The 21,460-nt window shown below is 48.4% G+C and carries 20 protein-coding genes; 7 read left to right on the top strand and 13 right to left on the bottom strand.

Annotation, left to right across the window (positions count from 1 at the left end; genetic code table 11):
* Window positions 1–80 precede the first annotated feature (80 nt).
* Both PPG34_RS17345 and PPG34_RS17340 read right to left on the bottom strand, forming a co-directional pair.
* A complete protein-coding gene (locus PPG34_RS17345; RefSeq protein ID WP_313834706.1) occupies window positions 81–1,472 on the bottom strand; it encodes a cyclic di-GMP phosphodiesterase in 1,392 nt (463 codons plus the stop codon).
* A gap of 189 nt (window positions 1,473–1,661) precedes the next feature.
* On the bottom strand, window positions 1,662–1,829 hold the full coding sequence (locus tag PPG34_RS17340) for a hypothetical protein (RefSeq protein WP_313834705.1): 168 nt from the start codon (window positions 1,827–1,829) through the stop codon (window positions 1,662–1,664).
* 354 nt (window positions 1,830–2,183) lie between these two features.
* Between PPG34_RS17340 and PPG34_RS17335 the strand changes: the two genes are divergently transcribed.
* Genes PPG34_RS17335 through PPG34_RS17325 form a run of 3 tightly spaced genes read left to right on the top strand, consistent with a single transcriptional unit; the run spans window position 2,184 to window position 6,831 of the window.
* Complete coding sequence (locus PPG34_RS17335; protein WP_313834704.1) at window positions 2,184–3,791, top strand: DEAD/DEAH box helicase; 1,608 nt, start codon at window positions 2,184–2,186, stop codon at window positions 3,789–3,791.
* A gap of 13 nt (window positions 3,792–3,804) precedes the next feature.
* A complete protein-coding gene (ylqF, locus tag PPG34_RS17330; protein WP_313834703.1) occupies window positions 3,805–4,656 on the top strand; it encodes a ribosome biogenesis GTPase YlqF in 852 nt (283 codons plus the stop codon).
* Window positions 4,657–4,677: 21 nt separating this feature from the next.
* Complete coding sequence (locus tag PPG34_RS17325; RefSeq protein WP_313834702.1) at window positions 4,678–6,831, top strand: Tex family protein; 2,154 nt, start codon at window positions 4,678–4,680, stop codon at window positions 6,829–6,831.
* A gap of 53 nt (window positions 6,832–6,884) precedes the next feature.
* Here PPG34_RS17325 and PPG34_RS17320 read toward each other — a convergent pair whose 3' ends face one another.
* Window positions 6,885–7,427 carry a YIP1 family protein gene (locus tag PPG34_RS17320; RefSeq protein WP_313834701.1) on the bottom strand — a complete coding sequence of 181 codons (543 nt, stop codon included), beginning with the start codon at window positions 7,425–7,427 and terminating at the stop codon, window positions 6,885–6,887.
* A gap of 171 nt (window positions 7,428–7,598) precedes the next feature.
* A complete protein-coding gene (locus PPG34_RS17315; RefSeq protein ID WP_313834700.1) occupies window positions 7,599–8,057 on the bottom strand; it encodes a nucleoside deaminase in 459 nt (152 codons plus the stop codon).
* A gap of 372 nt (window positions 8,058–8,429) precedes the next feature.
* Between PPG34_RS17315 and PPG34_RS17310 the strand changes: the two genes are divergently transcribed.
* Window positions 8,430–9,341 carry a hypothetical protein gene (locus tag PPG34_RS17310; RefSeq protein WP_313834699.1) on the top strand — a complete coding sequence of 304 codons (912 nt, stop codon included), beginning with the start codon at window positions 8,430–8,432 and terminating at the stop codon, window positions 9,339–9,341.
* A gap of 259 nt (window positions 9,342–9,600) precedes the next feature.
* A complete protein-coding gene (locus PPG34_RS17305) occupies window positions 9,601–10,011 on the top strand; it encodes a hypothetical protein (RefSeq protein ID WP_313834698.1) in 411 nt (136 codons plus the stop codon).
* Window positions 10,012–10,119: 108 nt separating this feature from the next.
* On the opposite strand, the gene PPG34_RS17300 is transcribed toward PPG34_RS17305, so the two are convergent.
* Window positions 10,120–10,785 (bottom strand): Type 1 glutamine amidotransferase-like domain-containing protein, encoded by a 666-nt coding sequence (locus PPG34_RS17300; protein ID WP_313834697.1) that lies wholly within the window; start codon window positions 10,783–10,785, stop codon window positions 10,120–10,122.
* Between the two features lie 485 nt (window positions 10,786–11,270).
* Between PPG34_RS17300 and PPG34_RS17295 the strand changes: the two genes are divergently transcribed.
* A complete protein-coding gene (locus PPG34_RS17295) occupies window positions 11,271–13,133 on the top strand; it encodes a protein adenylyltransferase SelO family protein (RefSeq protein WP_313834696.1) in 1,863 nt (620 codons plus the stop codon).
* A gap of 309 nt (window positions 13,134–13,442) precedes the next feature.
* On the opposite strand, the gene PPG34_RS17290 is transcribed toward PPG34_RS17295, so the two are convergent.
* Window positions 13,443–14,585: a hypothetical protein gene (locus PPG34_RS17290; RefSeq protein WP_313834695.1), complete on the bottom strand. Its 1,143-nt coding sequence runs from the start codon at window positions 14,583–14,585 to the stop codon at window positions 13,443–13,445.
* Between the two features lie 355 nt (window positions 14,586–14,940).
* The gene (locus tag PPG34_RS17285) at window positions 14,941–16,515 is read right to left on the bottom strand and encodes a DUF4062 domain-containing protein (protein WP_313834694.1); all 1,575 of its coding nucleotides are present in this window, start codon (window positions 16,513–16,515) and stop codon (window positions 14,941–14,943) included.
* Window positions 16,516–17,044: 529 nt separating this feature from the next.
* On the opposite strand from PPG34_RS17285, the gene PPG34_RS17280 reads away from it, so the two are divergent.
* Complete coding sequence (locus tag PPG34_RS17280; protein ID WP_313834693.1) at window positions 17,045–17,674, top strand: hypothetical protein; 630 nt, start codon at window positions 17,045–17,047, stop codon at window positions 17,672–17,674.
* 60 nt (window positions 17,675–17,734) lie between these two features.
* Here the strand turns inward: PPG34_RS17280 and PPG34_RS17275 are convergent, their stop codons facing one another.
* The 6 genes from PPG34_RS17275 to PPG34_RS17250 all read right to left on the bottom strand — a co-directional run bounded on the left by PPG34_RS17275 (window position 17,735) and on the right by PPG34_RS17250 (window position 21,421).
* Window positions 17,735–17,881 carry a hypothetical protein gene (locus tag PPG34_RS17275; protein ID WP_313834692.1) on the bottom strand — a complete coding sequence of 49 codons (147 nt, stop codon included), beginning with the start codon at window positions 17,879–17,881 and terminating at the stop codon, window positions 17,735–17,737.
* Window positions 17,882–17,995: 114 nt separating this feature from the next.
* Entirely contained in the window at window positions 17,996–18,289 is a 294-nt protein-coding gene (locus PPG34_RS17270) for a nucleotidyltransferase family protein (RefSeq protein WP_313834691.1), read from the bottom strand.
* Window positions 18,286–18,624, bottom strand: coding sequence for a HepT-like ribonuclease domain-containing protein (locus PPG34_RS17265; RefSeq protein WP_313834690.1), 339 nt, complete (start codon window positions 18,622–18,624; stop codon window positions 18,286–18,288). The genes PPG34_RS17270 and PPG34_RS17265 overlap by 4 nt, the downstream gene beginning before the upstream one ends.
* 212 nt (window positions 18,625–18,836) lie before the next feature.
* Entirely contained in the window at window positions 18,837–20,201 is a 1,365-nt protein-coding gene (locus PPG34_RS17260; RefSeq protein WP_313834689.1) for a hypothetical protein, read from the bottom strand.
* 180 nt (window positions 20,202–20,381) lie between these two features.
* On the bottom strand, window positions 20,382–21,065 hold the full coding sequence (locus PPG34_RS17255; RefSeq protein ID WP_313834688.1) for a class I SAM-dependent methyltransferase: 684 nt from the start codon (window positions 21,063–21,065) through the stop codon (window positions 20,382–20,384).
* Between the two features lie 98 nt (window positions 21,066–21,163).
* The gene (locus tag PPG34_RS17250) at window positions 21,164–21,421 is read right to left on the bottom strand and encodes a hypothetical protein (protein WP_313834687.1); all 258 of its coding nucleotides are present in this window, start codon (window positions 21,419–21,421) and stop codon (window positions 21,164–21,166) included.
* Window positions 21,422–21,460: the final 39 nt, after the last annotated feature.

Below are 21,460 nucleotides of genomic sequence, written 5' to 3'. Positions count from 1 at the left end.
GATTTGGATAAGGGAGGGAATTAGCAAAAATAATGGGAGATAAAGATCGTGTGGCGTTGCCACAAAAGTATTCGTGAGGTTTAGGCCGGAACGGGTTGGGCGATTTCTTCACTGGCATGGAGGAAGATGGCCACATGGCGTCGGCTTAACTTTTCATGGACTTTGGATGGCAATTCATTGGGCCGTAGCACCTTTCCAATTTTGAGATGCTCATTTTTCGCCAGGTCAATGATCGTAGCTTCGTTATTCAATTCTTGTGGAGTATACAGCATGATCAAAGGGTGAGTTGGGTTTTTTTGATTGATGCTCGTCACGACGCCCATAGACTCATCTGAAAGTTGGACAAAGGTGCCTGGGGGATAAACGGTCAACACCCGGATTAACGCTTGCACCACTTCCTCGGAGAATTTATGGGAATCCGTTCCCATGAATGCCCGAAATAAGAGGCCCAGGGCTTGATGGGGCGTGCGCCGATCCGCTTGTCGAGGGGCATTGCACATTTCATCATATTCATCGGCGACCATGACGATTTGCGCGGGGAGTCCAATGTCTTCCTGACGGAGGCCTTGGGGATATCCTGTCCCATTTAATCGTTCATGATGTTGAAGAATGATACTTAATGCCTCGGGTGGAAACCCTGCGAACTTCTCCAGCCACTCACAACCCTTTTCCGGGTGTAGTTGGTGTAGGGAGGAATCAGACTGCATCTTCATGCCCCCTTCCATGAATTTGACTTTCATGGGGACGAGTCGTTCCCCGAGATCATGAAAGAGTGCTCCCAGTCCTAAGAGTTGCAAATCTTCTTTGGACATTCCCAATTCGTGCCCAATGAGCAGGGACATGATGCTTACGTTGAGCGAATGCGTGGAGAGTCCCCACCCTAACCCGTTTCGTCCCAAGACTTCCATGAGCGTCATTGACACCGATTGGTGACGAAAGACATCCACCATGCCAGATACTACCTGTTTCGCAGCTTTAATACTTTCCGGACGACTGGCGATCAAATTGTTGAAAATGGTTTCGCTGTCTTTGAGTACCTTGGAATAGGTACTCTCCACTTTCTTTAAATGGGTCATCTGCTCCTGAAAAATCTGGCTACGCTGTTTTTGCAGGGAAGCCGCTTTTTCTTTTGTCTCCGCAAGGGATTCTTCCACGGGTTCAGGGTCTGAGCCTTCGGTCCGCAGATCCTCTTTTTGGTTTTCAAGTGAGGCTGCTTCCGAATCCTCCATGGCCATCATGGAGGTTTTTTCATCGGAAGTTGTATCGGCAGCGATGGCGTTTGGGTCGGGATCTGATCTCGTGGGATCGTAATAGAGTTTGACCCGAGTCAAGCCTCGAAGAATTTCCAATTCCTTCGCTGTTTTGATTTTAAAGGAGCTGACGGAAAAGGGGTGGCTAAACCACGACCCTTTGATTTTGACATATAGTCCCAGGCGTAGCTGGTCAATATTTTCAAGGAAGATTAGGGCCATAACAAGATTCTCAGAGGATAAAGGCCGGTGGACATGTGTACTTCTTCGGGAAAAAATCAAAGAATCTGAAGACGGAAAAATATTCAAAAATATGCAGCAACGAGAGGAACAAGCCTGTATCACATCTTAAAAACAAAATTGGCAATCTCTTGATGAATGCGGAAACGCAGGTTTGCAATGGGGGCAGAGCTACGTTTCTTCTCCATCCTCGATGCAATGGGTGCATTCATCCAATTGGATATCACCATGTCGGCTGCAAAAGTGACGAGCGCATCGGGCGCAGACCATAAAACTCATCCGAATTCCATCGGCCTTTTCACAGATATAACAGTTTTTTTCTCGTTTGGCCTTTGGCATGGCTCTGCTCCTTTAGGGTGATGTCACGTGGATATTCCAACTTTACAAACGGCAACGATATTGTTCCAGGGCGTTGGGTGGTCTGCAATGATCCGAAGGTGTGTGGTTTCAATCGACGACGTCGAGAGTTACTAGTCCTACGCTTTTCGAGGAGAAAGATTCAAGTTGGAAACTTCCCTTGGACGTTTTTCACCTTTTTCCGAGTGTGTGCCGAGGTGAATTGCCAAAATGTGTTGGTTTGGGTATCTCTATGGAGAATAAGCCAGGGTAATCTGATGATTTTTTTTGAACCGTTTGTTCTCGGTGGCCAATCCGTGCACGATTTTTGCTGAGTTCCTCCAATTTTAAAACCCAATGCCGTTACGCCGACATCAACAAGAGCTCCTCGATATCTGTGAGTCTGTGCTTCAGGGGCGTTCTTTGACCGATGTTGTGTGTGCCGTGACTCCAGGCGGGGGGAAAAGTCTCCTGCCGCAAATCCTGGCTGCACGGTTAATTCCCACCATTGCCGATGCCCTGTGTTGGGTCGTGCCTCGACGGGTGTTGCAAGACCAAGGGGCACGCGGCTTTCAAGATCCCACCCATCGCACCATGCTCGGCCATCGGCTCGAAGCCATGGTGAGTACCAATCAGGAGTCTCCTACACGAGGCTGTGCTGCCTATGTCACCACCTACCAAGCCTTGGCCGCCGATGCGCGGAAGATTAACGCCAAGGAATTTCGTCGAAAACGATATATTCTGGTTCTGGATGAACCTCATCATATGGAAGCCGATGGTGTGTGGCACCAGGCGATTCACCCCCTCTATGAGCAAGCGGTCTTACGGGTGCTGATGAGTGGGACATTCGAGCGAGGCGATCGAATGCGGATGGCCTTCATGCCGTATGCCTCGTCACACCAGCTGGATGACATCGATTGGGCGCACACCGAATCTCGGGCGGTGATTCGATATTCACTGGCTGATGCCATTCGCGAACATGCTTGTATTGACCTGACGGTGCACTATGCCAATTGCCAAGCCACGTGGTTAGATGTGCAAGGTATCGAGCATCATGTGGAAAGTTTAGCCGAGGCTGGAAAGAAAACTTCGGAAGCGCTGCTTACGGCATTGAAAACTGAAGCGGCCTTGGAGCTTCTCCATACAGGGGTGAAGGCCTGGCAAACCTATCGGGCGACTCATCCTCGATCAAAATTACTCGTCGTAGCGGCCAACATCGAGCAAGCGCAAAAATATACAGCCTGGCTTCAGGCACGTGGGGTCCCTGCAAAGATTGCGACCAGTGACGATACGTCATCGGCCTATCGAACAATAAAAGCGTTCAAACGGCAGGGTATCAGTGCCGTGGATTGTCTCATTACCGTGGCGATGGCGTACGAGGGTTTGGATGTTCCGGCTATTACGCATTTGATTTGCTTGACACACATCCGAACGAAACCCTGGATCGAACAAGTCGTCCATCGGGCCACACGGATGGATCCTTTGGCCGGTCCCTATGAGGAACAACGCGCCTATATATATGCGCCTGATGATCGGCCTTTTCGTGAATGTATGGGATACATCTTGGCCCAACGGCAGGTGGAGCTTCGGTCTTCGACTTCAAGGGCTGGGATTCAGGAAGATGCCAGCCTCGATGGGTCGGGCCTCTTACCCTTTATGGACCGAACGGAATTAAGGATGGAACCCTTAAGCTCAGGGGTCCTGGGTATTCGCCAACAAGGGTTATGGGCGAATATGCCTGGGGCCGCGCATGTCGAAGAACCTCAAGAGACCCCAAAAGAACGCCTCGACCGGTTGCGGGTTCAAATCGAAAAACATGTGCGTGCCCATGAACAGTCCCGACGGTTGAAGCATGGCACGGTCAACGGAGCCGTCTATCGGCAATTCAAAAAATCGCGCACCTCCATGACCGAGGCTGAATTGAGCAAAGTGTTGCGGTGGGTGGGGAAGACTTTTCCGGTGTAACCATGGGAGCGGTATGACCATACAATGGTTTCCCGGGCATATGAACCGGGCGCGCAGAGAAGTGGCAAAGACGATGGAGTCGATTGATGTGGTCGTCGAACTGGTTGATGCCCGCGTGCCTTCGGCAAGTAGCAACCCGATGATTACCGAATTGCGTCGGCAATGCGACCGTCCATGCCTCAAAGTATTAAACAAAGCTGACCTTGCTGATCCGGTGGTCACCAAAGCCTGGGTGAAGGCCTATCAACAGCAAGCGGGCGTTCACGCCATAGCCATTTCCGGGAATCTCGTGGGGCAGGCGATGAAAGTGCCCGGTCACTGCCAAATACTTGCGCCTCATCGTCACAGTCCAACGAAACCACTACGCCTGTTGATCATGGGCATTCCGAACGTAGGAAAATCCACGTTGATGAATTCGTTGCTCAAACGTCGCCTTTCGCAGGTCGGGAACGAACCGGCTGTGACGAAAAAGCAGCAACGCCACAATGTGAGCGATCGTCTGACGCTGATAGATTCCCCCGGCCTTTTATGGCCAAAAATCGAGACCCCGTTGGTCGGGTTCCTGCTGGCGTCAATTCATGCTATTGGGGCGAATGCCGTGGTCGATGAAGAAATCGCAGAATTTCTTGCATCCACTCTCCATGCCCGCTACCCGTCGCTGCTGAGGAAGCGCTATGGAATTGAGATCGAAGAGGGTGAAGGCGCGGAAATTCTTGAAGCTATTGCTATCAAACGGGGATGCCTCTGTAAGGGAAAGGGCGGTGAACTGGATAAAGAACAAGCCGCCAGAATCCTCCTCAAAGAATTTCGTCAAGGCATTTTGGGGCGAATCAGTTTGGAAAGCCCGAACCAAAACTTTGCATGATGAAAAGGATGTCATGAACAGATGAATTCGGCATTGCACCATAAAACCATGGCGTTGGAACTGGGGATTGCCATCAAACAAGTCACGGCCACCGTGGAGCTGTTGGATGACGGCGCTACGGTGCCGTTTCTTGCGCGGTATCGGAAGGAGGTGACCGGTGGCCTGGATGAGGTTGTCATCACATCGATTCGCGATCGTGTTGCCCAACTTCGAGAATTGGATAAACGTCGAGCCGCCATCTTATCGTCCCTCGAAGAACAGGGGAAACTTACGGACAGTCTGAAGGAACGAATTGACGCGGCCCTCACGATGACGGAGCTAGAAGACCTGTATCTGCCCTATCGACCCAAGCGCCGCACGCGAGCCATGATTGCCAAAGAACGAGGGCTGGAGCCGTTGGCGCAAAGTCTTTGGGGACAAGATCCAAGGTTGAATGTCGAAGCCGAAGCATTGAAATTTCTCAATCCAGAGCAGAGCGTGGAATCGGTGGAGGATGCCTTGGCGGGGGCGCGCGACATCATGGCGGAATGGATTAACGAGGACCATCAGGCTCGGGCCTCCATGCGAGCGTTATTTTTGGAACAAGGGAAGTTCAAGACCACTGGCGCGAGGGGAAAAGATGTTCAAGCTAGCAAGTATCGAGATTATGCCGAGTGGGAAGAACCCGTGGCGACTGCGCCGTCACATCGGGTGTTGGCCATGCGTCGTGGAGAGCAGGAAGGCTTTCTGAGTTTTCGTGTGGTGGTACCGGAGCCGGCAGCGCTGTCTCTCTTGCATCGTCTCTTTATAAAAGGGAAGAGCTCTGCGTCAGATCAAGTGACTCTCGCCATGCAAGATGGTTTCACGAGACTGCTGGCACCTGCCATGGAAACCGAGACTCGTCTTCAGACAAAAACTCGAGCGGATCTCACGGCCATTGACGTGTTTGCACAAAACATTCAGCAATTGTTGATGGCGTCACCGTTAGGACAAAAGCATGTGCTCGCGATTGATCCAGGGTTTCGCACTGGCTGCAAAGTCGTGTGCCTCGATCGGCAAGGGAATCTCCAACATACGGAGACGATCTTTCCACATCAGGGCGCAGGCGGGGCAGCCAAAGCGGGGGAAACGATTGTCGGGCTCTGCGCGCGGTTCAAGGTTGAAGCCATTGCGATCGGGAATGGTACCGCTGGAAGAGAAACCGAAACGTTTTTGCGCGGGTTGTCTTTGCCCACGGAAATTCCCTTGGTGATGGTAAATGAAAGCGGGGCCTCGGTGTATTCTGCATCGGTTGTGGCGCGCGAAGAGTTTCCTGATCACGATGTCACCGTACGTGGAGCTGTATCGATTGGTCGTCGGCTCATGGATCCGTTAGCCGAATTGGTGAAGATCGATCCTAAGGCGATCGGGGTCGGGCAGTACCAACATGATGTCGATCAAGGCATTTTAAAACAGCGGCTACAGGATGTGGTGATCAGTTGTGTGAATCGAGTGGGAGTAAATGTGAATATGGCGAGCCCGCAATTGCTCACTGCCGTGTCCGGTGTCGGCCCTCAATTGGCTACTAATATCGTGGCGTATCGACAAGAGCATGGTCCCTTTCCAAGCCGAACGGCACTGAAAAAAGTTCCACGCCTGGGAGGCAAAGCCTTTGAACAAGCCGCGGGATTTTTGCGCATCACCGATGGCGAACATCCGCTCGATGCTAGTGCCGTACATCCTGAAAGGTATTCCGTAGTGAATGCGATGGCCAAAGACCTTGGCTGTACGGTAAAGGAGCTGATGAAGGATGCCGAGCGGCAACGCGCTATCGATCTCAATCGTTACATTACCGATGAAGTCGGCAAGCCGACGCTCACGGATATTCTTTCAGAATTGGCAAAACCAGGACGTGACCCACGTCAGCAATTTGAAGCCGTACAATTTGACGAAGCCGTGCAATCCATTGAGCACGTGAAGCCCGGCATGGTGTTAACCGGAGTCGTGACCAACGTGACAGCCTTTGGCGCCTTTGTCGATATTGGCGTGCATCAAGATGGCCTCGTGCATATCAGTCAACTCGCCAATCGCTATGTCAGCGATCCCAACACTGTGGTGAAAGTGAGTCAACAAGTGAAAGTGACCGTGTTGGAAGTGGATATTCCTCGGAAGCGCATTTCGCTCTCTATGAAAGCGGTAAAAGGCGAAACGCCGTAGTCGCGGAACAAAGATTTCCGAAAAGGGGCGGCTGCCGAACAAGGTAAAGAGAGTTAGTGGGCCGGCATGGGTTCAGGCATTCCCCCTACCATCCACAAAATCACTCCGAGAAAAACTGCCTGTACAATCCACCCAAGCACACAGACCCCAACGGCCCGATAGGTACTGTGGTAATCCAAGGCTTGCCGCACGGCCACGACCATAGCGACGAGCATCCACACCGCGGCCACGAGGGTGATTCCAAGGTCTAAGGCGGGTATGATGGCGAAAACTCGAATCAAACCGGGGGCGCTGGAAAACCCAATGGTCCGAAGCAGTTCACCAAGATCAGCAGAGGTTTGGGGTTCGGGTAAAAGTTTTGTGCCAATGAGGTAGGTGACAAACGCCCAGATGTACCAGCCAGCAAGGGACAGGACCGTGCCGAACACGAGCCCTCCCAATCCGGTCTCTTCCATAAACCCAATGCCACCGGCCACACTGGATAACACCACCACGCCCATGGCTTGAGGCAAAGTACTTTTATCGGCTTCGACTTCTTCATAGACCTGTGGGTCGAGTTTTGCCGCGCGTATCATTCGATTCACAAATTGGCTCATAAAGATCGAATTCCTTTCCCCTGCGAGGTACAACAATCATGACTGTAGGAAATGAATTGTGCCCGAGTTCGGGACTATAAGCAATTGTGGAGAATAGGCAAGGAGAGAACTCACCGCCTTTGGTAAACCACAGACCAAAATTTTGATGTAGCGCAATGGTTTAAAAGGGGTTTATTGCTTACACGTACTCTGGTGGGCGGCTTCAAATAGGGCATTGCATTCTTGTTCCAGAATGCCGCCAATGATGGTGGTGTCTCGAAATGGGGTACGGCGAGATACTTCTTCGGACCGGATATCGATTTGCCTCCACCCGAGTTGTTGGAGAAAAGGGATCGACGTTCCAAAATACACCGTCGCAATTCCGGCCCACTCGATGGCACTCTGACACATGGGACACGGCTCAGCCGTCGTATATAAGTCGAGTTCGGTCCAATCGAGTGGGGCGTGGTCGGCAGCACAACGATTAATGACATCGATTTCGCCGTGAAAGGTTGGATTGAGAGAAGAACGGTTATATCCTTGGGCAAGGACCTCCCCGGTGGGCCGTCGAACGATCACTGCCCCGAATGGATATTGAGGGACGTTCCGCGCCATGGAAATCGCCAGGCGCATAAAATCTTCAGGAGTCATAGTCTGTTGAGGGATCTTCTCAGGCTCACTTATTTTTCTTGGGTGAAGTGATAAAAAAGAATTTTGGAGACAAGGGCTTTTCGGTGTGCTGACATTTCCGAACCAAACTCTACTCCTTTCCCCTTGGTGATTTCCAGGCAATGGTACGAAAAGCACGCCCACAAGAAATGAATGTTGTTTCAAGTTCTTTTGATACCAAATCCCAAGATTCATTTTCTTCCGTTCTCATAGAGTTCATCTAACTGGCCCAAAGCCATGCCCAAGGCTGGTGTCTTGAATCGTGGTGAAATTATGCCGGCCATGAATGTACGTAATGATGCCTAAATAATGAGTGCGGTATTGCCGAAAAGGTGACCGAGGTGCCGGAGAATCATGCGACAGAACAGCCAAGCAACCCCCATGAACGAGAGCCGCACGTTTGTCGATGCACAGGTCCATATTCACGCCTGCTTTCCACTGCACAAGTTCTTCGATGCCGCATGCGTGAATTTCGCGGCGCAGGCGTATGAGCATGATCTTACCCAGTTTGGTGGGGTGCTCCTGCTTGTCGAATCCCAGGGGAACGATTGGTTTAGTTGGCTCACCAAAATGGCTGACGAAGGTGAAGCGATACGGAATGGATCGTGGGAGGCGTGGACAATCCACCGCACGAAAGAACAATGCTCCCTGATCTTGCGATCGTCTCGCGGGGACGATCTTGTGGTCATCGCTGGACGGCAGATTATCACCAAAGGACAGGTGATCGTTTCAGCACTTCTCACCGAGACCGTATTCCCAGACGGGGGGAAGCTGGCCACCACGGTTGACGCCATTCGAAAGAGTGGAGGCCTCCCCATGGTCTTGTGGGGCGCGTCGAAATGGTCGGGGGAGCAAGGAAAGAAACTTTCGGAGTTTTTGCAGTCGCAAAAGCCTGAAGAAATTTTTTTGGGAGACCACGGTAGTCGCCATACATTTCTTCCCTACCCCGAGCCGTTTCTCCAAGCCGAACAACAAGGTATAAGAATACTCCCCGGCAGCGACCCGCTTCCGCTTCGCGCGGACTATGTGCGGCCCGGCAGTGCCGGGTTCTCTATCGCCGCTGAGCTTTGCCAAGACACCCCCGCCGAAGATCTCAAACGATTCCTGCAAGACTCCACGGTCAAAACGATTCCCTATTATGCACCCGAAACCCTCTTGCGGTTTACTAAAAACTTCCTCGCGCGACGCAAATTTGAAAACGAAGGGCGAGCCCAACATGCCGCAACACGGTCACGGCAGTATCAACCTGTTCGCGCACGCAGTTAACGAATTTGTGAGTGGGGACGTCTAGTCAACGGGGATGGTTCAAAAAGTTCGCCAGCAAGGCTGAAGGCAGGAACCAGGCCGATGTCCAGTAAAGGGGCAAGGTTTCACCAATGTATAGATACCTATCCTGAAACCCTCGGATCAATCCATAATCATCACGAAACCCCGACTTCTTGCTCCTCACTGAGGCCTTTGCTAAGGTCAGAGAGTTGCAAACTATCAGGTCGTCAGTACCAATAGATGAAAAGGAGAATCACATATGGCAGAAGTTGATGAAGCCCCAGCCCCAGATATGACCACGCTAGAGGTCGACCCTGCCAAGGGGGAACGATTCCATAAAGCGGCTTTTGTGCATTCCAAAGCAGGAACGACCCATCGATTGGTTGCTAAGCTCCTACCCGACGGAAAGCTCGACCTCGTCCGGTTTGCCTGCGACCTTGGTGCGGATGGCATCATGAATAAGAAGCGTGGCACCCGGCGAATTGAATCTCAGCCTGTGGAGCGGTTTGATGTGGAACTTGCGGCCATCCAAAAGGATATCACTGGGAAGGGCGAAGAAGTTCAAGGAGTTTGGGCCCATGACTTAACGAACATTCAGGATGTGGCCGAACAAGCCGGCAGCTTAAAAGCTTGGGTGCTTCAAGCCGCCCGGGAAATAAAACCTTCCTAAAAACGGGTTTGTCAAAAAACCCTGCCTAGGTCGGCCTTGCCCTTTGAAAAAAAATGGCAAGGGGTGAGGCATGAGTATCGAATGCCTTTTTCCTTCCCCCTTTGGAAATTAAAAAATCTCCACTTTCTTTCCTCCAAAAAACATCAACACTTTTCCAATGAAGGTCATGCGATGTTCATTGATCGTGATGCCGCTGCCATCGGGGCAGGCGAAAATGGGGTATTTGGTGGTGCGACTGTACCGAAGGATGGCTTGGTTGGTGTGGAGCGTTGAGGCGTAGTGGGGGTAGAACTCAAAGCGGACCAGACCCAGGGCCCGTAGATTTTTTAACTTCACGTCATTCTCGTCTGGGTACGGAAGGGGAGGCCCTGCGGTGCCAATATGAGGGGTAAGCATGATCGCCCCGGCACTGAGACCCGCGAGCACGCCTCCTCTCTCGACAAATGTTTTCAATTGAGGAATCAATCCGCTTTTTTTTAGGTGTTTTAAAAAGTAAAACGTGTTTCCCCCCGCAAGATAAATCACGTCACTCCTGAGGGCCGTTTGTAGATCCTGACGAGTATAGGGCACATCGACCGGCAAGCAATGAAACCGTTTAAAGCCCACACCCTGGTATCGTTTGATTGCCCTCTTAAAAAAGAGGTCAGATCCGTCCTGGCAATAGGGAATGTAGGTCATGGATTTATTTCGTTTCGGGTTCACTAATTGAAAGAGGGCATGGTGAATCAGACGATTTGAAGTTGTTTGCCCACCCGAATACAAGACGAGTTTCATGAACGGCTCCGTATGCTAGTATTTTGGCTCTTCTCACAACTGGGGGAGAAGCTTGTGTCGTTTTCCACTCCCCTCCTTTGTAAGGAGGTGCAGGGGAGGTAGAGGGTCACGACAATTGAGTGCTGCGAAAGAAAACCTCACGCATCATTCTAGAGTTGAACAGTCTACCCCACCTTTGTCCTCCCCTTACAAAGGGGAGGAATTGGAGGAGGGCTCTATCTCACCCGCTTTCCCTCTTCGGAAATTACGTCCTTTACAAAGGGGAGGGAGGATCAGCATAAATCTACAAAAAAGCCTGGCCACTTTTCCCTCGCAGAGAAACCTATCAACTTTTTTTCGATTAAGCCTTTCAGGAAATGATTCCCTAAAATTTATTCACTCACTTGAGAGAAGGCCCACTCTTTTATATTCGTCGATGATGTATCAATCCAATGTTCGCTTGTGAATATTAAACTATTTTCATCAAATATCCGATTCCTAAGATTGTGAAGACTTTACCAAAATCAAAGCGGGCTCCTGGGCGTCAGGGGAAGCAAGATCCTCGGCGGTATGACAGGTTTCGTCTGATCAATGGAAACCATGACTTTCAGAAAGCCGTCCCAGGGGGCTATGTGGAATACTCCGTGCGCCTGCGGAAAGGGGGCAAGCTTGCCTATTTCAACTACGACCTTGCGAAGGAGATGGGTTTGATTGCTGGGGATCACCCCCAGAAAATGAATCGCAAGCTGGCTCAAACGGTGCTTGATACGTTCGGCATTCAAATCATCAATGAATATGATGTCTTCCATCAAACACTCATTCCCAAAAAGCATATAAAACCTCATAAGTACATGGCGACCCGGTATCTGCAATTGCAACACCCGGACAAAACCGGACGCACGTCCGGAGATGGGCGAAGCATCTGGAACGGCCAGATTTCCTATCGTGGGACCACGTGGGACGTATCAAGCTGCGGAACAGGGGCGACGTGCCTCAGCCCAGCCACGGCCATTGAAAAGAAGTTTTTTAAAACCGGCGACCCCTTCGCATCTTATGGATGTGGGTATGCAGACCTCGAGGATGGAATTTCGGCAGCCCTGTTGAGTGAAATTTTTCATAGAAATGGTATCGCGACGGAGAGAACCTTGGCGATGATTGAATATCCAAAGGGAAACGCGATTAATGTTCGAGCGGGAACGAACTTGTTGCGACCGTCACATCTGTTTCGATACCTCAAGCAGGGGGATCTTGAAGGGCTACGTGCCGCGGTGGACTATTACATTGATCGACAGGTGTTGAACGGTGATTGGCCCAGGCAGAGTTCTCGAAAGAAAGGCTATGAATATCTTGCAGAGTACATGGCCAACCAGTTTGCGCAGACCACGGCCACGTTCGAATCAGACTATCTCTTCGTCTGGTTAGATTGGGACGGAGACAATATTTTGATGGACGGTGGAATCATAGACTATGGGTCAGTGAGGCAGTTTGGCCTGTATCACCACGAGTACCGATTTGATGACACGGATCGTTGGTCCACGACCATTCCCGAACAAAAACTCAAGGCCCGATATATCGTGCAAACGTTTATTCAAATGAGTGATTTTCTCGTCAGAGGTCAGAAGAAGCCTATTCAACATTTTACTCGCCATACATTGTTGAAGGTGTTTGATCAGGAATTTGAACACCATTTGTGTCGTCATCTGTTATACAAAATCGGATTTAAGGATTCCCATCGAGAATACCTGTTCACAGAACACCAGGATCTAATGAAGAAATTTAAAGGCGTGTTTAGTTATTTCGAAAAGGCGAAATCGAAAAGAGGCGTGTACAAGGTTGCAGACGGGCTCACCTGGGATGCCATTTATTGTATGAGGGATATTCTGCGAGCCCTACCCCCTCATCTGTCTGAAACGGATGCGATCATGACCCCTGACGTCTTTATGGGAACGATGGCGTCAAGCTATGCCAACAAACGGGACAGAACGTTAGATGAGACGAAAATCAGAAAAATACGAGAATTTCAAAAACTATATAGGGCATTAGTGCATCAAGCGGCGAAACATTTCAAAAAAACGGAAAGACAAATGTTACTCGAACTCGGGATGCGGGCATCCATCATTAACCAGTATGATCGCATCACCGGAGAGTCCATTATTTGGGTGACAGAAAAAATTCTGAGGGAACGAAAGCGACTATCGTTTGATAAACTTCAAGCGGTATTGCGTGATTTTATTCTGTATCAAAAAATGCGGCCTGATCCAGACAAGAAAAAAGAAATCAAAAATCGTAAGTCAGTAGCGCAACGACGGTCCCAACGGGTGATGAACAGAATTGTTGGGTTGGTGAGGGAGCATCGAGAGAGCCTGTAGTTCACCTCTAAACCTGTCCATTTCCGTAATTACGTTGTCAGCCGGGCGCTCACAGCCTCTCGGGCGCGCACAAATATAGCGCTCTTCGCAACGTGTTCCCTCATTTATTCGCCTATGCCATCCGGTTTTCGGCGTGGGGCTTCAGTGCGCTAACAAAAAAATCCCTGTTTTTGAATATGCCCTGTACTTCTTTCTGTATCAGATTTTCTTTGCGATTCTGATCCCGATCTTCTTCTTTTTCTTTTTCAAAGTAATTTTAATACCTGACTGCGTAATAAATCGCATACGAAATCAATTTTTAGTACTCAATCAAGAGACCTTTATTTCAATCATTTCTAGTGGCCCCCAATGTAGATGTGGCCGTACAATAAATGTTTTAAGAAAGGGTTTATCAAAACCATCATTATAAATACGAATCTCGAGTTCATATTCAGGGAGTTCCAATTCAGGCAAATTCCAACGACATGAAGTAAATTCGGCATCACCATTTGAAAGTAATTCATAAAAGATCATTTGCCCAAGCCGAGAACCATGGTCAACATTTATTCTTGCAATTAGCAAATCTTCCTTATCTCCCTGCCTAATCATCATTTCTCTATCATTTTGAAGAATCCATCGAAGCTGAAAAAGGCCCTTCCTTGGTGGATTCGGATCATTTTTGGTGCTCAAGATTTCGCATTTCGCGGAAAAAGCTGCTGTAGGTCCGTGGTTATGTACGGATAATCGCAAATCAGGACTTTGGCTGCTCTTAGGTAAAAGCTCAATAGAGGGTTGACTTTCCGTCTCTAAATCTGTGATCGAGATTGGAGCGATATTACAATGATTTATATTCTTTTCACCACACCAAACCTTCCACGCATCTTCATATGCTAGCCCAAAAGCTACCAACTTATTTCTAGCAAAACTTTCAAAGCCATCGTTATCTATGGCCCGAAAACATATTATGCCAACCCATGGCGACTGAATATGGACGCCCAGTCGGAAATATAGCCCGTCTTCCTTTTTGAGAGTTCTGTTAAATGCTGCTCCAAAACCACCTACTTGATCTGAGCAGCTTTCAATATCAACATAGCGATCATCCCAATATCTCAGGGACGTTATTTTTATAACCTTCAAATCTGCATTGCCGTATGGATGCGACTTGAAGGTCTGGTTCTTGTCGAGGAATCGTAAATTAACTCTCTGAAGAGAAAATCTGTCTTTAGATTTGATCACAACATAGAAATCCGTCACGTTGAGTGGAAATGAGACTAAACCCGATAATTCGTGATGATTGGGAGGAAATTTATCTAAAATCTGTAGATTGAAATTGCAGTACTTGTAGACCGTTCGTTTTCGAATCCATGGAATACTGTGATAAGCAGCAGTACCAATTATGCCAATAAGGGCTAGGCAAACTGCTATCCATTGGGGGTTAGATAAATCAAATTGTGATGGACTCCCAAGATCCATGATCCTTCCCATGACAAAAGCAATAAAGCCAACATAATATCATTTGTTGGACTGCAATATCCTCACATTAGTTATATCGAATAAAGAACCGTGAAAGAGGTTTATTCCACTGCAAATCATTCAAATCAGAAATTGCACTCTTGGTGTGGGAGAGGTGGAGAAAAGGTTGGAGATTGCCTATTTGGAAACTAATTTAATTTTTTATGCGGTTTGAATAGGTAGATTGTGGAAAGAAAAGGCTGCGCGATTCAAGTCCTGAACCCAGTTCTTCTCATTCAACAGTTGCTGACCCCCATCTCTTCTCGTCTTTAATTCTGGAATGTCGAATTTTTTTGAATATATTAAAGTGCTTAGGTTAACTAAAAAATTTCCAAAATGATTCGTTTCCTGCTATTATTGGCCACCTTCCCTTAGCCCCAGCTTTGACAGTTCCTTTTTCCTGATGAATGAATCCTTCAGAAAAAAGAGATTTGGCTAGGTTATCCTGTTGGTCCTTTTCAAAAGCTGCTAACGCCACTGCTAGTGGTGTCTTAGTTTTTAGAGATTCCCAAGTTAAATCATCCCCGCAGGTTTTGTCACAAATGGCATAACAGTTATCAGAATCAAACTCTAGTCCCCATTTTTTTTGATCAAGAAAAATAACTTTCGGGCAAGGCATGGAAAGAAGGCTGCGTTTCAATAACATGTTATGGTAGCTGCCAACATGAGGGCCATAAAATCTTGATTCCTTTTCCAAATATAAACCGGAGGCTGTCATCAATATCATTCCTGATCTTTCAAAATCAATTTTTAACTCCTCAGTCATTTTAAATATGGCTTCATTGGCGTCTTTATGAAGCCCTTTCTCTTCACGGTTGTGTTTAGTTGCCGACCTAACCTTAGCATTTTTGATCATTCCATATGACGCACCATAGTCAGAAGAGAAGGGGCCATTCGGTTGGAGGCGGACATCCAAAGGTTGCCAACTCGAATCAATAAGAAGTAAATCTAGAAAAGTTAAAAAGTTGTTTGTTCTGATTTGAAGTTTTTCGTGGAGCCAATCGTGATAGGATTGTCTCTCTTCATAAACATATTCGATAAACTTTCTCGAGGCATAAGCTATAGAAGAGCCTGACTCAAAAAATATTTTATTAATGCCTTTTTCTTCTATGATTGTTAGGTAATTTAGCCAGAAGAATTCGGCAATGCTAGTTTTTAACTCCGAATCAATTTGAGTCCTACCCGACAAGGTTCCAAAGGTGCTCAACCTTTCGGCAAATCTTTTAAAGAAAATATTGTTGCTAACTGATCTTCCTAGTGCAATTTGGGCCTTGAGATCATCATATATTGCTCCGTTTACCCAACCACCTTTTTGGCCTGAATCAAAGTACTCATTAATTGTAGCGCTAATTGCGCCAGAGTAAACTTCACACAAATGTGATGTGTCGTTATATGAAAAAAACCCTGCGATTCTCTTGCCCTGTGGCCCTTGCACCACAGTGTTTCTGAAATTCTTCAACGTTTCTATCTGGTTAGAAATGTGCGAAGAACTGCCTAGCTTTTTAGAACTATCTGTGATTTCTTCAATGGCCTTATTAAATTCCTCTTCGTATAGCAGAAAAGGTATCACGGGCTTATTATATTTACATGCTATTTCGTACTCTTCCATTGTGTAATAAACGTGATCAATTTCAGGATAATCATCGTCAGTAATAGGCATCCCCAATCTTGCCCCAATGAGAATTACAAAAATGTCACAAGATTTTATTTCCCTTTCAATTACCTCCAAGTTTCTAGTCTCTCCTGGATAAAATAATTCCATTCCTCCTGGAAAATGGCCGAGCTTTAAAGTTCTTTTCATTAGCTGGATTCGTGCATCCTTTAAATCTTCAAAGGACGAGCTAATAAATATTTTATATTTTCTGTCGTTTGTTCGAGAATGTATTTCCATGTGATCCTCCATTTGGTTGGGGGGGCAGGCCTTGAATGCCACATTTTTTTAAGATGAGAAAAAATCCCTCTTTATTGGAGTGCGGAAGGCCTTAAAAAAAATGGGCCAATTGTCATCGGTAAATGGTACCTAATTGGTTTGCGAAAATGAAAGAGAATACTGAAAAAGTTGTTTGTCGTTGAGGAATGGCAGGGGGTACTAAAATAGAGTTGGACAGTAACGACCACCGATTTAGAAGTGGGCGTGTTGCTCTTGTCGGCGACGCTGTCGATGGGAACGAGGAGATTGGCTTCTTAGAAGTATGTGGCGACGCAAGTACAAGGAATGGGCAGGTGATTTCGGTAACTAGCCTGGCCATGCGCGTATGCCCTTGAGGTAGAAAAGGTTTGACACTTTATCCATTCTCCTACTCGTTAAAAATAGAAGAAAAGGCCGCGTTGCTTGGTGGTTGTTTTTTGGAGGTGGAAGGGAATAGGTTGAAAGTTCACGGGATGGCTTGCCAGACGGAAATGATCATGGTGTGTAGAACATGAAGGCGCGGATTGACCCGGCATTTCAAAAGCTTCTCGCCAGCTTCGATGAAGTGAATATCGAAATGCATTCTTCGGCTGTCTATGGGTTATGGAAAGATTTTTCTTTAGCGTATTTCAATCCGGCGTGGTTTGCCTTCGCCCAAGATAACGGCGGCGAACCGAGCATTTCTGAGGAGTGGAAATTGGGAAGAAATGTGATGGAGGCGGTGACTTCTGATTTGAAGGAGTTTTATACGGGGTTTTTTCTTTCCACGTTTAATGATCCGAGGAGTCAGGGTTATCCCAAGCAGCACGCGTATCAATGTTCCAGTGCTCATCGGTACCGGATGTTCAACATGACCCTCTATCCGGTGGGCGTGAATCAAGGAATTCTTATCGTGAATAGTCTGGTGCAGGAAATGCCGCACCCAGTTACTGAGGTGGCACGCGAGGGGAATGCCTCGGTTTATACCGATAGCGATGGACTTATTCACCAATGTTCTCACTGCCGCAAAGTGAAAAATTTACAAGAGAAAAATCGGTGGGATTGGATTCCTACCTGGGTGAGAGAGCTTCCTGCCAATATTCGTCAGGAATTGTGCGCCTTTTGTCTGGACTATCATTATCCCAGGAAATCTGAGGCCTAGGGCTCCAGTCTGAAAGGACTGTGTAACGATGCTGGTCTCGATGGAAGGCCCTGACTAGCCCTAGTCACAGATACACAATATCCCGCCAGTTGCGGCTGGGGCTTGAATTGCCGATGCCTGGCCGCTCCCACTACAGCAATATTGCACATCACTGCAGAGTAGGGTGCCGCCCGAAGGATTACACATATCGGCATGGGTCACCGGCATTTCGATTCCGTCCGTGCAGGAACTCTTGTTAAAGTTCACATCCGTGCGCGTCCAGGTCAGCAGGGGGTTTGGTAGGTATCCAGGAACGGCTGATCCATTCGTTGGGTATCCCCATTAAATTTCCACAACCTCTTGTAGTATGCGTTGGCCAATTTTCGGCTTTAAGGCTTTTTTCATCACGAGATCAACGTTGGCGTTCAGCAAGTCCGATAGATAGTTTTTGAGATTAACAAAGATGAACAAATCGATGGCTTTATCAAATTCAACCAGGAGGTCAACATCACTCGTCTCAAGCTGTTCGTTCTTCACACAAGAACCAAACACCCCGATTTGCTTTACACCATATTTTTGGCTGAGCTCTTCTTTGTGAGCTTGCAGCGTTGTCTTTATCGTTTCTAAGGTGATCATAATTTCTCTAGCATTTTTTCTATCAACGGTTTTACCTGCGGGATTTTTTCTGTAACCGTTAACCATACGGTTTCTACATCAGCGCCAAAATAATCATGAATCAGGACATCTCTCATGCCCGCCATATCTTTCCAGGGGATCTCGGGGTAGTTCTTGCGAATATCATCGGGAATATTTTTGGTTGCTTCCCCAACAATCTCCAAGGCTCTGACGACGGCAAAGACCGTTTTGTCGTCAGCTTTGAATTCTAAATAAGAGAGATTCCTGACAAATTGTTGAGCCTTTCCCATAGCGTCTATAATATCTCTCAAATAGTCCACAAACTCCCTACTCATTTTCTGTCCTTATTACCCTTGAATCTCTTCCCACCTTTTAAATTTGGTATATGGCAGGTCTTTATACCATGTTTGGGGGTAATTCCTCATCAATATAGAACTTGTCTTTTTGCAAACGGCCAAGATGGATTCTGGGTTGTGAATATTGGCACATCACCAATACTTGGCAGCTCTTGGGTTATAATCTGCTGGTTGTAGGGCCCTAGCTGGGCTTAATCACAGACACACAATATCCCGCCGGTTGCTGCTGGTGCCTGAATGGCCGATGCCTGGCCGCTCCCACTACAGCAATATTGCACATCACTGCAGAGTAGGGTGCCGCCCGAAGGATTACACATATCGGCATGGGTCACCGGCATTTCGATTCCGTCCGTACAAGAACTCTTGCTGAAGTTCACATCCGTGCGTGTCCAGGTGAGCAGGGGGTTTGGTAGCTGGGCCACGGCTTTGGCCAGTTCTAACTGGCAGACATACGGTGGAGGGCCGAGGCCGGCTACTGTGCAGGAGCCTTGTTGAGAATTCGGTCCGCCAAAACGGTAGCGCACGCAGCATTCGTCGTGTGCCCAGCTTCCTGCATTGATCTGGCAGCTTGGTCCCTGGGGCGTGCTCATGCACACGCCGAGGTTCGCGGGGAAATTCATGCCATCGGCGACGCCACAATTGTTTCCGGCTGCTCCGTAGCACCGCTGGCAAATAGTTTCGCAGGCTGGCCCGCTGATGTCCGCGTTGCAGGTACATTGTCCCGCGTTTGAACAGGTCCCGGCACCGCTGCATTCCAACCCTCGATGCCCGATCGGGCAAATGCCAACAGTGAGATTAATACTGTCGTTGGCAGATACGGGGTCACTCTGTTCTCTCTTTACCTGAAGATATATCCTTCGTTGCCCTGAGGCTCCTTCGGCTAAATCGAAGATCAGACCACCGCTCGGAGGTGCACCGCCAGTTTTCCACGATGCCCCCGCCATATCGGACGACTCACTGACACGGTAGTCCGTCGCAATGCCGGAGACGTTCCACGTGAGCAGGACCTGCCGCTTGGAAGCGCTGGCTGCGCCGTTCTCAATCTGAAAATTACTGATGGTCGGCGGTTTGCGATAGACGATCGATGCCTGTTGCACTTGGCTGAGGTATTTCGTTCCGTCGCCGTAGCGCAACTGCACGTACACGGTTTTCCGCCCATCACTATTTCGCTGAAACGTATAGCGGTATCGTCCACGAGGATAAAATGTCTGCCATGAGGCACGCTCGAATTGACGGTTTTCGCTGACTCGGTAATGGGTCGGGCGTGTGCCAGAATAGCTGATTCCCAATTGCACCTGCCGTCGGTAGCTGATGCTGGAATTCGCTGCGCCATTGACGATATCCCATAGTTGCACGGATCTCAGTATTGGTGCCGTTACCCGAGGAATCTTTCGCACCGTCGATGGGAACTTCATGATGGTCTGGACCGACGACCGGCTTGTGTCCACAGCAGTTCGATCGGCTGCCAGGCCGGTGGCACATATCATCAATAACAAGACGGTAGATACGGTCACCGCTTTTGTTCGGTTTCGCCACACTTTTTTCTTATCTCTCAATGTGGATCTCCTGCAAAGGTCTATTTTCTTGATTCATAACGAGGTGTTTTTTTTCGCCGCCCGAATGTACTTCAATGGAGGGAAAAATAAAAGGTTATTACATGGAGGATGGATTCCCGATTACCAATGTCGGGAATTACAGAGGGGAGGGCGATGTTTTTATGGTTCGGGATGCTATTACTAGTTTCTTACAAAGATGAGGAAGACCTGTTTGGGGAGAAAGTCTAGTTTTGTTTCGAGGGTGTAGCCTGTTTCTTGTAATTCGCGCTGGATACTTTCGCTGGAGGTGTAGTGGCCGAACAAGTGTTGGAACCATCCCTCGCCATTGAAGTCGATGATGGCGATTCGTCCATTGGGTTGAAGGTCTTGTTTGAGGTTGGCCAGGTACGCCACTCGTTGTTCGAGATGATGATAGGTGTTGGTTGAAAAGATGAGGTCGATGCTGTTGTCGGGCAATCCAGGGTCGTGCGGTTGCGCGAGCACGACTTCGATATTCTGGTATCCTTTTTCCTGTACCTGTTCGGCGAGGGCGGCGTTCATCTCCGCATCGATATCTACGGCGTAGACTTTTCCGTTGGGTCCTACCGCATCCGCCAATCGAAAGGTGAAATACCCGCTTCCCGACCCAAGGTCTGCGACTTGGTCTCCTGGCTCGATTTTCAGGGCTTTTATGACTTGCTCTGGTTGTTGCCACTCATCACGGTCAAACCCTTCATAGGCCAGACGTTTAAGGTCTGTACAGCCTGAGGTTCCTAGAAGGAGAGTAAAGGCGAGACACAGAAGGGTTGAGGACTTGGTGAGACTAATTGGAAGCGGTCTGAATGTCGGCGCTGTTTTTGGGGAAATAGTCTGGTTTCTTCTCATCGCTTTGCACCCGTTCTTCGTTGTGCTGAAAGATTGAGGTGTTTTTGGGTTGCACTTAAGAATGTCGGAATTGGTAACACGAGGAAAGATTATTCCTCTTATCTCTTGTTTGTAATCTTTGAGGTTTTTCTTCCAAGGCCTGCCTTTTGGGCCCGTGAACTTTTCCCGCTGGTTTTATGAGGTAGGTGTTTGGCTTTTTGTTCTGCCACAACATCAACAATTTTCCCGTCTCGAAAGACGTAGACTGGGGTATTTGTGGCTAATCCTATTTCCCTGGCTTTTAGCGCGGCGCGTTTGAGCGCTACTCCAACTTTGGCAAGGTCTGGGTCTTTAATCCCGATCCGTTTATTTGCCATTAACTCTTTCCTCCTGAATCTACATACTTTGGAACATCT

This window comes from Candidatus Nitronereus thalassa (assembly GCF_032191465.1).
Lineage (GTDB): Bacteria > Nitrospirota > Nitrospiria > Nitrospirales > UBA8639 > Nitronereus > Nitronereus thalassa.
Note: the sequence above shows the minus strand (reverse complement) of the source record. Positions and strands in the feature narration are given on the sequence as shown.